Below are 13,409 nucleotides of genomic sequence, written 5' to 3'. Positions count from 1 at the left end.
TGTACGTAAAGGAGAGTCGGCATGAAAGCAACAGGTATAGTTAGAAGACTGGATGACTTAGGGCGTTTGGTCATCCCGAAGGAAATCCGTAAAATATATAAGCTCAAGGAAGGGGATTCGATTGAATTCTTCGTCAACGAGGATTCTGAAATCGTATTGAAGAAATTCTCCGTCCTGAGCGATGAAACGGAGTCGATTACGCGGATGTGTCAGACGCTGCAGGAAGTCACGGAACATCCGGTCTTGTTTGTAGAGGACGATCAGATCTTATGCGTCGGTCAGGCGAAGCTGGATGAATGGCGCAGTCAGTCGTTGTCGGTGGAATTTCAGGAGTGCGTGAAGGCGTATCATGTCCGTCCGTTTGATCAGGTGCGCTTATTCGCCGCTAAGCCGGAAACCTTTAAGGGAACGATCTTCCCGGTTGCGGTGTACGGCGACTGGCTGGGAGCGTTTGTCGTGCTGGAAGAGGAGACGCCGCTGCAGCCGCAGCATCTGGATATCGCGCAGGCGTTCAGCCGGCTGCTGATCCGCAATCACGAACATTAACTCGTGTAACGGCATTGAATGAGAAACGGGCGGCGGATGACCAGACGGTATCGAACATAGAATCTTTATTTTTGGCAAACTGCAGTACAGAATCATAAGATCGTCCAATTTAAGCAAAAAATGAAAAAACAGGCGTCTGCCGCTGTCTTCGGGTTTGCGAAGTGCGGAAGACGTCTGTTTTATGTTGGAAAACGGAATAAAAAAACCTTTAATTTATACAAAAATATAGCGAATGTCCATGGAACGATGGCGGATGTAGTCAGATCTGGAATTTTGGCTTTAGAAGGATTCCTTTTACAGAGCCTCAGCCGATAAAAAACGTTTTGCCGTCAAACGTTTCCCGGCGCAGCTTGTCATCCAGCGCCGGCGCTGCTTCCCAATCGGAATCCGAACAGCCATATTTTATCGTGTGCAGCACCGTGCCTTCAAAAAGATAGACATTATGCGGAAGTCCCGGCGGAAGCATAAAGCACTCGTCAGGATCCAGGCGGCGGAAGGTCAGCTGTTCCGACTGCCACAAGGCGATCACAATCCACCCTTGTTCTACAATGTAAAACTCCCGCTTCCGATGATGGATGTGGCTGGACTGCCATCCACTCTGGTTTGTGCCCAGCGTCAGAATATAACTGCTTCCCGTTTCCCGGGTCAGACGAAACCGCAGCTCGCCGTTATTCATTTGATGATGCACAGGCTGGACGCCGAACTCCAGCGCCTGATCGTTCGTCAGTTTTCGCATGGCGATTCCTCATTTCTTTCTGATCAGTATAAACCGGGAATAGATTTATGAACAGAGCCAAACGGATATTTGATTTTGTGAAACTGAATCTTTTAAAATTCTGCAGAAAAAGGAAAACTCCGATTCAGAGGACAGGGGATTGATAAGAATAAGCTATGTGAAAATGTTAAAATGTCTTGACATTACAAAAGCAGAGATTATAATGAAAATGTAAAAAGAGTTTAACATTAAAGAACTCTCAGATAAGGAGGCATCAAGGATGAAAAAGAGAGATGAAATGGATCGGAACATTCAGCTTCGCTCGGAAGCCTGGGGCTACAAAGCCGTCTTGCTTGCTTTGTGTGCAGCAACCTTATGGAATTGCGGACAGACCTGGCTGAACTATAGCCAATATCATCCATGGCCCTCGCTGGTCTTAGGCATGGCCGTCTGTGTCCAGGGATTTTCACAGCTTGCCTTAAAACGGCGGATGATCGCCGGCGACGACGAATATCATGAGCCGAATAAGCTGTTATGGACAGCTGCGGCAGCGTTTGTCATCCTTGTCCTGGCGGTCGCTCTGGGCGTGGGTCTGATGCAGGGATAACCTGAATGCGAAACCGGGTCAAAGAACTGCGCAAGCAGGCGGGACTGCGTCAGGAAGATCTGGCGAAGGAATTAGGCGTCAGCCGCCAGACGATCATCGCGATTGAAAACGATAAATACAATCCGACGCTGGAGCTGGCAATGAAACTGGCGCGGCGGCTGGGCTTGCACGTCGACGAAATATTCTGGCTGGAAGAAGACAGTCCCGGAAGGGCAGAAACGCCGCGAGCTTAAAAAGAGAATCAAACTATGGTATGATAAGAAGCAGAGGTGATGGAATGCGATTGGATAAATATTTAAAGGTGGCCCGGATCTTAAAACGCCGCACGGTTTCAAAGGACCTGGCGGATCATCAGCGCGTGCTGATCAACGGCAAAGTGGCCAAACCGGCCAGCGAAGTCCAGGCTGGCGACCTGATCACCGTGATTTTCGGCCAGCGTCAGCTGACGGTGCGCGTGACGGAAACCACTCAGTACACCCGCAAGGAAGACGCGGCTTCCATGTATGAGGTCGTGGAGGAAAAACGCGTCGAGCTGGAATAAACGAAACCTTCTGTTCATAGGTTGATAGGGAACAGGAGGTTTTCTTTATGAGTGAAAGTCTGTTATCCAATCCCTTGAAATTCGAAACGAATCCCTATCATAACGTGGTGATGAAAGACCGCAAAAGTCTGGATCTGACGGGAGTGAAGCAGATCGACAGCTTCGACAGCAATGAGTTTCTTCTGGAAACCAGCCAGGGCTGGATGCTGGTGCAGGGGAAGGATCTGACATTGGGCAAGCTGGATACGGAACGCGGCGAGGTCAGCATCCGCGGCCTGATCGACCGCCTGGAATATATCGTAAACAAAAAAGGACCGGGCAAGGAATCCTTTTTAGGTAAGCTGCTGAAATGATTCTGCTTCCCCAGCAGTTTCAGGCGCTGGTCTATCATTTTTTCAGCGGCTGGGTATTCGCCCTGACCTGGAGCGGCATGAACCGGCTGACGTGGCACTATCGACGCCATTTTGTGCGCTGGGTGATCGAAACGCTTTACTTTTTTCTTTTCGTCACGCTGATGTACGCCGGCCTGCTGCCGATTACCGGCGGGCAGACGCAGACGTATCTGATCGCCGTCTTCGTGCTGGGCGCCGCAGTTTACCTTAAATTTTACGCGATGACCTTTTCTCCCTTATTTGAAGGGCTTGTGCGCGGTATCGTCAGGCAGCTGACCGGATTTAAGAAACAAAAAGCGAAAAGTCAGGCGGCTTTTAAACATCGCCAGGAAATCCGGCATAAGAAAAGGGACGAAAAGCGGCAGAACAAAAAGTTGAAGCATCAGAAAAAACATCACGAAAAGCAGCTGAAGCGGCAGAAGAAAGAGGAAAAACGGCAGATCAAACGAAGCCGGAAACATCCCGGCCGTGTGCCGCCGAAGGAAGAATCTGACTGAAGTGCGGATTCTTTTCGTATTTTTTCATTTCAAGCGGTTGTAGCCGCAGTCAGTTCACCGGAGTTTCACTTGCGTTTAAATGAATTTTCAGTATAATAAAGATGCACCTAAATTTTTATCATTTTCGCAAGAAAACAGGCGAAGGAGGAATTGAACTTGACAGCTGAAAATAAAAATGAGCCGAAAACCGTCAAACCCAAAGGACGGAAAAAACGGAGCATGCTTGCAAAGTTCATCAGTCTGGTCGTAATCTGTTTTTCCCTGTTTATGCTTTACGGCGTAGTTAAGGAAATCTTAACGACGATGGAATTGAAGCAACAGATCTCCCGAGTTGAGGAAGAACTGAAAACACTCCAGGAAGAAAATAAATATCTGACACTGCAGCGGGATAAACTTGAAGATCCTGCTTACGTACAAAGCTATGCGCGGGGAAGCTTTATGCTTTCCAAGGAAGGCGAACAGATTTTCTATCTGCCGTCGGACGATAAGAAATAGCCAGGAAATACGCAATCACAGCCGGGTCTTGAAGACCCGGTTTTTTTGTTTTCCACCGCCTGGATCCCGTTGCGCCTGAAAGAATGATGTAGGATTACCTGAAAAACAAAGGAAAAATAAGCGATTTCCAGAGGTTAAATCCTTATAAATCAACTATTTTTCATACAACGACACGTTACGCGGGATTTCGACAAACCCCAACCCCTATAATGACGCTGTCAAGGTAAAGAAAGTGAGTGAATAAGGATGAAGGGTCCGGGAATCAACGATTATTTAAGAATACTTCAACAGAAGAAGCAGGAGGCGCATGATCGAGGGGAGAAATGGATAGAAATTAGTTCCAAAGAGCTGCATCAGGAGGTGTCGCCGGAACATGCGACAATGCCGACCTGTTGTCAGGCAATTTACAAACTGTTGTATCAGGGTGATGAAATTCTGCAGCGGCCGAAGGGACAGACCGGTTTTGGTTCGCATTTGCGCGTGCGGTATTACGTCGATAATCTGAATGACCGGGAAGCGATGTTCCCGCCGAAAAAACGCGGCCGGCCAGCCAAGAGCGAGGAACAGAAACGCCGCGACCGAATGCTGAAAAGCAGCCGGAATACGGAAGATCTGCGGCGGATTTTAGCGGCCTGGCTGAATGAACGCGGCTGGCAGACCACAGAGTTTCCCAACAAGATTCAGGCGGAAAAAGACGGAATTACCTGGATTATCGAAGTGCAGGGAACGCATCGCGGCCGCCGGCAGCCTCTGCCGGTGAAGATCAACGCGATTCTGAAAGACATCAGTGAGGATACGGCCAGTTCCGTTCGATACAGCGTCGCTTTTAACGATTCTTCAGTGTACCGCAAGCAATGGAGCGAGATTCCGAAGGTGGTCAAAAACAAGCTGAATGTCAGCGTCATTCTGGCGGATAAAAGCGGGAATATTCAGGAAGTCAAATAATCGTCAGTTCAGGACTGAGCGAACCTCCTTTAAAACAAAACGAAGAAAGATCCGGGATCAGAAAACGGATCTTTTTCTATGAAATCGAGAAAATTCGTGCATATTTCCAGGAAATGGATGAAAAAGTAGACTTTACCTGACGATTGAAATATAATTAGAATTACTGGAAAAACCTCTCATTTTTGACATAATCAGGACTGGTGCATAAAGTCTACTTTTTGAGACAGACAGGGAAAGACAGGTGAATGGCATGGAAGTTTTCGGAATCAACAGCGCGATTGAGCATATTCTGATCTTTTTAAAAAATGAAGTGAACGCCGCGGAGCTGACGGATTTACGAAAACCGGCTTATCAGGAATCGCTGCTTGCGGTGCTGATCGAATGTCCGCTCGGTTTATATCGCCTGGAAACCTGGCAGGAAGTCTTCCGCTGGCTGAACTGGACGTTGGTCTTTTCGGATTATGATGAATTGAAAGCGGCTTTGGAAAGCGCGCAGAGGAAAATGGAAAACTAAGAACTGCGGGCGCGGTTCTTTCTTTTACTTCTTGCGGGAAACCGAAGCGGCAAGCATAAACTGAAACTGGCTGTCCAAACGCCAAAGCAATCCAACCGCCAGCGGTCAAACTGATCGGCGTTGTTGGATTGATAAGAAAAGGAGGCTCGCCATGATCATTCAAAACCTGCGTTCAGGCCGGGAAAACGAAATTCTGAGACTGTATGAAGCTGTCGGCTGGACGGCCTATTTAAGTCAGCCGGAACGGATAAAACCCGCTTTCGATCACTCGCTCTGCGTGCTTGAACTCTGCGATGAACAAGACCGGCTGATGGGGTTTGTGCGGGCGGTGGGCGATGGTGAAACAATCCTCTATATTCAGGATCTGATCGTCGACCCGTCGATTCAGAATCAGGGATGGGGAACTCTGCTTTTAAAAACCATGTCGGACAGATACCCGCAAGTCCGTCAGAAAATCCTGCTGAGCGACGACGTTGCAGAAACGCTGCGCTTTTATCGTCGGCTGGGCTGGCAGCCGGTAACGGAGCTGCATTGTCAGGCTTTGATCAAAATCATTCGTTAGCAGAACGTCGTAAATTCGAAGATTAATAACTCAATAATCCGTTATTAATTTCCTTTCGTTATGAAAGAAAGCTGCGAAGCAACAGGTTTTAGTAAATTGTGTATAATTTGTGAAAAATTTCTTGATTCTCCGGCTTAAATTGATTACTATAAAAACGCAAAAGCATTTGCAAAGGAGAGAATGAAATGAAAAAATTAGTTGCTCTTACTCTTGCCAGCTTGATGCTTCTGGCGGGCTGCTCCAGCACGCCGAAGAACGACGGCAATGAGGCAACACCGACTCCGGAAGCGGCAGCGACAGAAGCTGATGTTATCGTCGTAGGCGCCGGCGGAGCGGGCATGACAGCGGCGATTGAAGCTGTAAACGCAGGCAAGTCGGTTATCGTGATCGAAAAGGCAGCGATGACTGGCGGCAACACCACGCGTTCTACCGGCGGCATGAACGCGGCGAATACACCGGAACAGGATCTGCTTGACTTCGCGGAAGACGCGGGCGTCGAAAAGATGCTGGCGAGCGCGAAGGAAAACTATCCGGATTTAGCGGAGCTGACAGCCACGGTTGAAAAGCAGTATGAAGAATACAAAGCCAATCCGACAGGTTACTTTGATACCGAAGAGCTGTTTATGCTGGATACGCTGGTCGGCGGCAAGAACCTGAACGATCACGCTTTAGTTGAAGTTCTGGCGAATGAAGCGAAGAACGGCATTGAATGGTTAAAGACAATCGACGCGAACCTGTCGCAGGTCGGCAGCTTCGGCGGCGCGAGCGTCAAGCGGATTCACAAGCCGGTCAACGACGAAGGCAAGACAGTCGCAGTGGGTTCTTACCTGGTTCCGAAGCTGACAAAAGCAGCGGAAGACAAAGGCGTTCAGTTTGTAATGGAAACGGCGGCGACGGAATTAGTCGTTACTGACGGCAAGGTTACCGGCGTTAAGGCTGGCGATACGACGTATACCGGCAAAGCAGTTATTCTGGCGACCGGCGGTTTTGCGGCGAATACGGAAATGGTTCTGAAATACAAGCCAGATTATAAAGGCTTTGTCTGTACGAATGCTCCGGGCATGACGGGCGACGGCATCGTGATGGCAACGGCCATCGGCGCAGATACCGTGGATATGGAACAGATCCAGATCCATCCGACAGTTTCTCAGGAAACCAGCGCGTTGATCACAGAAGGTCTGCGCGGCGACGGTGCGATTCTGGTCAACAGCGAAGGCAAGCGTTTCTTTGACGAAGTCGGCACGCGTGATGCGGTATCGGCAGCGGAAGTTGCGCAGCCGGGCGGATTTGCATGGCTGATCGTCGACAACAAGATGGTCGAAGCTTCCAGCGTTATCGCGGGATACATCAAGCAGGGCCTGACGGTGGAAGGCGCCGACGTTGAAGCGTTAGCGGCGGCAATGGGCGTTGACGGCGCGGCGTTAGTTGAAACAATGGACAAGTGGAATGCCTGCGTCGAAGCCGGCAAGGATGAAGAATTCGGCCGGACCAGCTTCGCGAACAAGCTGGACGAAGGTCCTTACTATGCGATCAAAGTGGCTCCGGGCGTTCACCACACGATGGGCGGTCTGAAGATCAACACAAACACGGAAGTTCTGGATGCTTCCGGCAATCCGATTCCGGGTCTGTTCGCAGCGGGCGAAGTCACCGGCGGCGTGCATGGCGCTAACCGTTTAGGCGGCAACGCGGTGGCGGATATTATCGTCTTCGGACGGATCGCCGGCCAGCAGGCGGCGGCTTACGCAAACTAAGCAAGATTAACAATATCGAAGAAAGAGCGGATGTTCAGGCATGAATGTCCGTTTTTTTATGAATTTACCGTTAAAATAGGAAGTTTGAATTCTTTGTTTCATTTATTTTCTTTTGATGAATGCTATTTTTGAACTGGAAAGTTGATCGCGGACTGGTATAATGATAGAGAAAAGCTTAGCTTGCTAACTGTTGATAAAGGAAACTAAGTATGTGGAGGGGGAATGGGAATCTGTTATGGAACTCTTGAAGAAATACTTGAAACCGCTGCTGAAAGAGATGTCGATCAGCTTTTTGATGAAGACGCTGGGGGCGCTGGCGGTTTTGCTTCTGCCGTATCTGTTGGCGTATGTGATTGATACGATCGTGCCGACGAAGGACATTCAGCGGATTGTAGTTTACGGTCTGATCATGATCGCCGTGTCCATCGCGGGCTGGATTTTTGACATTAAGGCCAATCGGCTTGCCTCGCGCGTAGCCCGGGACGCCACGATTCACATCCGGCATGATCTGTTTGAAAAAACGATCCGACTGTCGTGCCGCAAGGGGGATGAATTTACGATTCCATCGCTGGAAAGCCGTCTGACCAGCGACACCTACAATGTCCATCGGATGATCGGCATGATTCAGCGAATGGGCGTCCGCGCGCCGATCCTGCTGATCGGGGGAATTGTGATCACGCTGATAATGGAGCCGGTGCTGGCGCTGGTGATGCTGGCGACGCTGCCGTTTATCACGCTTTTGGTTTACTCCAAAGCGACCAAGGGTATTCCGATGTTTACCAAGGTTCAGCGGGCACAGGACCGGATGATTTCCGTCGTGCGGGAAAACGCCCAGGGCATTCGCGTGATCAAGGCACTGTCCAAAGCGGATCATGAAAAAAAGCGTTATGAAACAGTCAATATGGGACTGGCGAACGAAGAACTCAAAGCCAATACCCGGATGGCCGCGATCAATCCGCTGATGAACCTGTTTATGAACCTTGGACTGGTCGGCGTCATTCTCGTCGGTGCGTGGCGGGTCAACGGGGGACTAAGTGAAACCGGCAAGATCATCGCCTTCACCAATTACTTTACGATCATTACCAACGCGATGATGTCGATCAGCCGAATCTTCGTCATGGTCTCCAAGGGCATCGCCAGCGCAAACCGGATTGAGGAAGTGCTTCAGGCCCACGATGAAATGGAAATCATCGCCGACGATTCTCCGCTCAATGACAAGATCGTTGAATTTGATCATGTCAATTTCTCCTATCTTGGCGTAAAGGATAACGTCGAGGACATCACGTTTGAATTGAAAAAAGGCCAGACGCTGGGGATTATCGGCGCAACCGGTTCCGGCAAGTCGACGATTCTGCAGCTGCTGATGCGCTTTTACGACGCAGACAGCGGCACGATCCGGATTCACGGCCGCGATATCCGCAGCTATGATCCGAAGGATCTGCGGAAGGAATACGGCATCGTCATGCAGAACGATTTCATCTTTCAGGATTCCGTGCGCGAAAACATCGCTTTCGGCCGACCGATCGACGACGAGCTGCTGGATGAAGCGACGCAGATTGCTCAGGCCCGGCCATTTATCAAGAGTCTGACCGATGAATTTGATTATAAGCTGAACTCCAAAGGCACCAACCTTTCCGGCGGCCAGCGCCAGCGGATATTCTTATCCCGAGCGTTTGTCAACAATCCGAAGATTCTGCTGCTGGACGATTCCAGCTCGGCGCTGGATTATGAAACCGACGCCCGGCTGCGCAAGGCAATCAATACGCACTTTGCCGATACGGCCAAGGTGATCGTTGCCCAGCGGGTTTCCAGCATCATGCACGCGGATGAGATTCTCGTGCTGGATCAGGGAAAAATCGTGGCCCGCGGAACACATGACGAGCTGATGCAGACCAGTGAGATTTACTCGTCAATCAGCGACAGCCAGATGGGAGGTGCGCTGCTTGAATAGAAAAGCGACAATCCGACGGTTGATCGGATATTTAAAGGAATCTCAGTTTCTGCTTTTACTGGCATGTGTGACGACGATCGTCGCCAACGTGCTCGCATTGTACGGCCCGAAGCTGACCGGCGTCGCGATCGACGCAATCGGCGGTCCGGGACAAGTTAATTTTGACAAGGTTCTCTATTACTGCGTTCTGATGATCCTTTTCTATGTTATATCCAGCGTGCTGACCTACATCCTGCAGATCATTCTGCTGCAGGTATCAAAGAAGATCACGCACCGGATGCGCAGGCAGGTGTTCGAGCATCTGCTGGAGCTGCCGGTCAGTTATTTTGACCGCAACCAGACCGGCGATATCGTATCCAAAATTTCCTATGATATCGACACAATCAACACCTCGCTGTCCAGCGATATTCTGCAGCTGGTCACCGGGGTGATCACGGTTGTCGGCTCGTTGTTGATGATGTTGTCCATCGCGCCAATATTGGTGCTGGTCTTTGTCATCACCGTCCCGATCACGCTGGTGTTTGCACGCTATCGGATGATTAAAGTCAAGCCGCTGTTCCGCCGGCGTTCCCGCAAGCTGGGTGAGCTGAACGGTTTTACGGAAGAAATGTTGTCAGGCAACAAGACGATCAAGGCGTATGGTCAGGAAGATACGATCATCACGAAGTATGACAGCCGCAATGAGGACGCCAGCCAGGCCTACTACACCGCGGACTATGAGGGTAGTATTATGGGGCCTTCCGTCAACTTCGTCAACAACCTCTCGCTTTCCTTAATCAGTATGTTCGGCGCGATTCTGTTTCTTCTGGGCAAAATCACGATCGGCAACATTTCCTCGTTTGTCATGTATTCGCGGAAGTTCTCCGGTCCGATCAATGAAACAGCCAACATCATCACAGAGCTGCAGACCGCGGCGGCTGCGGCGGAGCGGGTGTTCCGGCTGCTGGATGAGCCATCGGAAATTCCGGACGCTCCGGACGCCAAGGTTCTGATCGACACGAAGGGGATGGTTGATATTGATCATGTCAAATTCGGATACACACCGGAAAAAGAAATTATCCATGATTTGCGTCTGCATGCCGACCCGGGCCAGCTGGTTGCGATCGTCGGTCCGACCGGCGCGGGCAAGACGACGATTATCAATCTGCTGATGCGTTTCTACGACGTCAATGAAGGCGTGATCTCGGTCGACGGCTATCCGATCCGCAATCTGACCCGCGACAGTCTGCGCAAGGCGTTTACGATGGTGCTGCAGGATACCTGGCTGTTCCAGGGCACAATTGAGGAAAACGTCGCGTATGCCCGCGAAGACGCGACACTGGAGGAAGTGATCGCGGTCTGTAAGAAGGCGCATATCCATGACTTTGTGGAAACGCTGCCGCAGGGCTATCAGACCGTGCTGACCGATGACGGCGTGAATATTTCCAAGGGCCAGAAGCAGCTGTTGACGATTGCCCGGGCAATGCTGTCCAACGCACGGATGTTGATCCTGGACGAAGCCACCTCCAACGTCGATTCCCGCACGGAAATGGCGATTCAGGACGCGATGCTGGAACTGATGAAGGGACGCACCTGCTTTGTCATCGCGCACCGGTTGTCGACGATCAAAAACGCCGATGTCATTCTGGTACTGAAGGACGGGGACATTATCGAGTCCGGGACGCATGACGAACTGCTTCAGGCGCGCGGCTTCTATGCCAAGCTGTTTAACAGTCAGTTTGAAAGTTGAATTTCGCAGCGATCAGAAACTTAATTTCTGGTCGCTTTTTTTTAGATCGCAGGACATTGCTTCCGCGATTCCGCTCAGTTATAGGTTTTAAAATTTGACTTCTGAGTGAAATTCAAGGAAAGTATGCGACAATGAAGACAAAGAAAGTAATGTCATGACCCGCAAGGAATGGGGACAGTCCTGTTTTAAGAATGTTTTCAGCCGATTCCGGTTTTATCTGATCACTTCTGTACTGATATCGTTGGTCATCACCGGCGCGGTACTGAAATGGAAGGAACCGGTGCTGATCGGGATCGCTGTGATTTTCTGGCTGGTGACACTGGGCGTTTTGCTTTTGCTTCTTCTGGAATGGAGAGGAATCCAGCGGATGATGCAGAACTTGCCGGAGTCGCTGGGACCTGTGCGGCAGCTGAATACACTGTGGCTGGGAGAAGATACTGTCTATTTCTGGTACCGCCGTCAGGGACATGTCATTCCGATTCGAGAGATTGTGTCCTGCAGCGTCGCATCCGTTACGGAAAGTCCGTATGCCAGCGGCAGTGCCCGCAATAGCATGTTGATTCTGGGCTTGAAGGATCGAAATCTGGGTGTAAATGTCAGCGACCGAAAGAACGCAATCCAGGCTGCGCAGTTTCTGAAAACAAAAAATCCGCGGCTGACGCTGATGGATATTGAAGAAAAAAAGGTGTCTTTGACAGAAATTCACACTGAATAATAATCAGAAAGTTGAGACGTTGGACTGGAAGCAAGATTCAGAAAGACTTAGTTCTCTTAAAGCCATCGCTATTCAACGAAAGTTTGGAAAGGTTTTTGAGCTTGAAGTAAACTTTGGCTTATGAGTATGAGTTCACGGAAAAAGTATAATGAAAAACAGGAGAAACAGACTGATTGAGAGGGATATCCCTTGTCAGCAGGGTAAAACTCCTGTTTTTCTTTCGCTTATTTTTGTCTTAAAAGCCATTTTGCTTGTGGAAAAATTAAGTTCAAAATAAAAGAGATTGGGATCAGTCCGTAATATCTGATTTGCTTTTTTGTGATGCACTTCATTTTACATTAAATTTCATCGATATTTCTTCTTGTCAGACAGGTCTGCTTATCCCTAAAAAGTGATAAGTAGAAAGAAGAAACAGAGCTCTTTTTGAATTCAGGAAATTTCAATTTTCAAAACAGCGATGCTGAAAAGGCGGCAAATAAAAAGAAGCTTTCGCGTTGACAGCGGCGCTTTTTTCCGTTATTTTATGGATAGAGAGAGGGCGGCTGTTTTGGCAGCTGTCTGAATGAGGAATTCCGCCCGGCCATGCAGGACGAGTTCACGAACCGAATTCTAATGAATGGAATAGACTAAAGAGAAGCCTGGAATCGACTTCTTTTTCCGTATTCTTAAGTGAAAATGACACAAACTAACAGAAAGGTGATGATGAATGTTTAAATTAGCGATTTTATTGATTGCGCTGTTGTATTGGATTCTGCATTAAAAAGTGACAGAGTGTTCAGTGAAAAACGAATGGGATTTGACTGAACAGCCTGATCGAAACGGAAAAACGATGTCGCATGACTTCCACAGGAGCTGCCGAAAATCCGGCAGTTTTCATTTTGCGCCGCAAGTGAATTGAAAAAGTAAACGCAGCCTTAAGACTAAAAGGAATTGCATTTACTTTTGCAAAGACGCGGACTGCATTTACTCGTGCAAATGAGTTATAGTCATCTTGTATCTCCCTGTCCAGATAGGAGTCCTCCATTATGAGCCACTTAACTTTGCAAGATCGGATTACGATTCAATCCGAGTTGAATCAGGGTTCTTCTTTCAACACGATTGCTCGTTTGATTTCCAAGAGTCCTACCACGCTCTCCCGCGAGATTCGAAATCATCTGCTGATTCGCGATCGTTCTTCTTACCCTCAGTCTCGCATGATGAACGATTGCCTCCATCGCTTTGAATGCCGGCTAAAATTTGTCTGTCAGCCTCAGTGCCATTTTCAAAAGGGGAATTGTCGTTTTTGTGGTCATTGTTTCCGGGTTTGTCATGATTATGAAAAAGAGTGCTGTCCTTCTCTCTCTCATCCTCCTTATGTTTGTAATGGCTGTCGGCAGCGTCAGCGCTGCTCCCTGGAACAACGTGATTATAAGGCAGCAGAAGCCCACCAGGAATATCGGCAGAGGCTCG

At 49.3% G+C, this 13,409-nt stretch carries 16 protein-coding genes and 1 pseudogene; 15 read left to right on the top strand and 2 right to left on the bottom strand.

Features of this window, described 5'->3' with window-relative positions; translation table 11 throughout:
- Positions 1–21: 21 nt before the first annotated feature.
- The gene (locus I2D94_RS02295) at positions 22–546 is read left to right on the top strand and encodes an AbrB/MazE/SpoVT family DNA-binding domain-containing protein (protein WP_072685201.1); all 525 of its coding nucleotides are present in this window, start codon (positions 22–24) and stop codon (positions 544–546) included.
- 304 nt (positions 547–850) lie between these two features.
- Here the strand turns inward: I2D94_RS02295 and I2D94_RS02290 are convergent, their stop codons facing one another.
- Positions 851–1,282, bottom strand: a complete 432-nt coding sequence (locus I2D94_RS02290; protein WP_072685202.1) for a cupin domain-containing protein — start codon at positions 1,280–1,282, stop codon at positions 851–853.
- 259 nt (positions 1,283–1,541) lie between these two features.
- Between I2D94_RS02290 and I2D94_RS02285 the strand changes: the two genes are divergently transcribed.
- The 14 genes and pseudogenes from I2D94_RS02285 to I2D94_RS18640 all read left to right on the top strand — a co-directional run.
- Positions 1,542–1,868: a hypothetical protein gene (locus I2D94_RS02285; RefSeq protein ID WP_195395474.1), complete on the top strand. Its 327-nt coding sequence runs from the start codon at positions 1,542–1,544 to the stop codon at positions 1,866–1,868.
- Positions 1,869–1,873: 5 nt separating this feature from the next.
- Positions 1,874–2,101 carry a helix-turn-helix transcriptional regulator gene (locus I2D94_RS02280; protein ID WP_072685204.1) on the top strand — a complete coding sequence of 76 codons (228 nt, stop codon included), beginning with the start codon at positions 1,874–1,876 and terminating at the stop codon, positions 2,099–2,101.
- 44 nt (positions 2,102–2,145) lie between these two features.
- Positions 2,146–2,409 (top strand): RNA-binding S4 domain-containing protein, encoded by a 264-nt coding sequence (locus I2D94_RS02275; protein WP_072685205.1) that lies wholly within the window; start codon positions 2,146–2,148, stop codon positions 2,407–2,409.
- Positions 2,410–2,456: 47 nt separating this feature from the next.
- Positions 2,457–2,762, top strand: a complete 306-nt coding sequence (gene yabP, locus I2D94_RS02270) for a sporulation protein YabP (RefSeq protein ID WP_072685206.1) — start codon at positions 2,457–2,459, stop codon at positions 2,760–2,762.
- Complete coding sequence (gene yabQ, locus I2D94_RS02265; RefSeq protein WP_072685207.1) at positions 2,759–3,298, top strand: spore cortex biosynthesis protein YabQ; 540 nt, start codon at positions 2,759–2,761, stop codon at positions 3,296–3,298. Before yabP ends, yabQ begins: the two co-directional genes overlap by 4 nt.
- 156 nt (positions 3,299–3,454) lie before the next feature.
- Positions 3,455–3,793 (top strand): septum formation initiator family protein, encoded by a 339-nt coding sequence (locus tag I2D94_RS02260; protein ID WP_229056725.1) that lies wholly within the window; start codon positions 3,455–3,457, stop codon positions 3,791–3,793.
- Positions 3,794–4,039: 246 nt separating this feature from the next.
- Positions 4,040–4,738, top strand: coding sequence for an AT hook domain-containing protein (locus I2D94_RS02255; RefSeq protein ID WP_072685208.1), 699 nt, complete (start codon positions 4,040–4,042; stop codon positions 4,736–4,738).
- A 250-nt stretch (positions 4,739–4,988) separates the two neighbouring features.
- Positions 4,989–5,252, top strand: coding sequence for a hypothetical protein (locus tag I2D94_RS02250; protein WP_195395473.1), 264 nt, complete (start codon positions 4,989–4,991; stop codon positions 5,250–5,252).
- 151 nt (positions 5,253–5,403) lie between these two features.
- Entirely contained in the window at positions 5,404–5,814 is a 411-nt protein-coding gene (locus tag I2D94_RS02245) for a GNAT family N-acetyltransferase (protein WP_195395472.1), read from the top strand.
- A 185-nt stretch (positions 5,815–5,999) separates the two neighbouring features.
- A complete protein-coding gene (locus tag I2D94_RS02240) occupies positions 6,000–7,565 on the top strand; it encodes a flavocytochrome c (protein WP_195395471.1) in 1,566 nt (521 codons plus the stop codon).
- Between the two features lie 235 nt (positions 7,566–7,800).
- The gene (locus I2D94_RS02235; protein ID WP_072685212.1) at positions 7,801–9,516 is read left to right on the top strand and encodes an ABC transporter ATP-binding protein; all 1,716 of its coding nucleotides are present in this window, start codon (positions 7,801–7,803) and stop codon (positions 9,514–9,516) included.
- Entirely contained in the window at positions 9,509–11,245 is a 1,737-nt protein-coding gene (locus I2D94_RS02230; RefSeq protein ID WP_083538609.1) for an ABC transporter ATP-binding protein, read from the top strand. Before I2D94_RS02235 ends, I2D94_RS02230 begins: the two co-directional genes overlap by 8 nt.
- Positions 11,246–11,399: 154 nt before the next feature.
- On the top strand, positions 11,400–11,960 hold the full coding sequence (locus tag I2D94_RS02225) for a hypothetical protein (RefSeq protein ID WP_072685214.1): 561 nt from the start codon (positions 11,400–11,402) through the stop codon (positions 11,958–11,960).
- A 1,025-nt stretch (positions 11,961–12,985) separates the two neighbouring features.
- Positions 12,986–13,051 (top strand): annotated as a pseudogene (locus I2D94_RS18640) (hypothetical protein); the annotation flags it as partial.
- A gap of 31 nt (positions 13,052–13,082) precedes the next feature.
- On the opposite strand, the gene I2D94_RS18165 reads toward I2D94_RS18640, so the two are convergent.
- Positions 13,083–13,409, bottom strand: a 327-nt coding sequence (locus I2D94_RS18165) for a hypothetical protein (protein WP_229056724.1), incomplete at its 5' end; no start/stop codon positions are given.

Source organism: Holdemania sp. 1001302B_160321_E10 (assembly GCF_015552275.1).
Classification (GTDB): Bacteria; Bacillota_I; Bacilli_A; order Erysipelotrichales; family Erysipelotrichaceae; genus Holdemania.
This window is presented reverse-complemented; position numbering and strand designations above follow the sequence as displayed.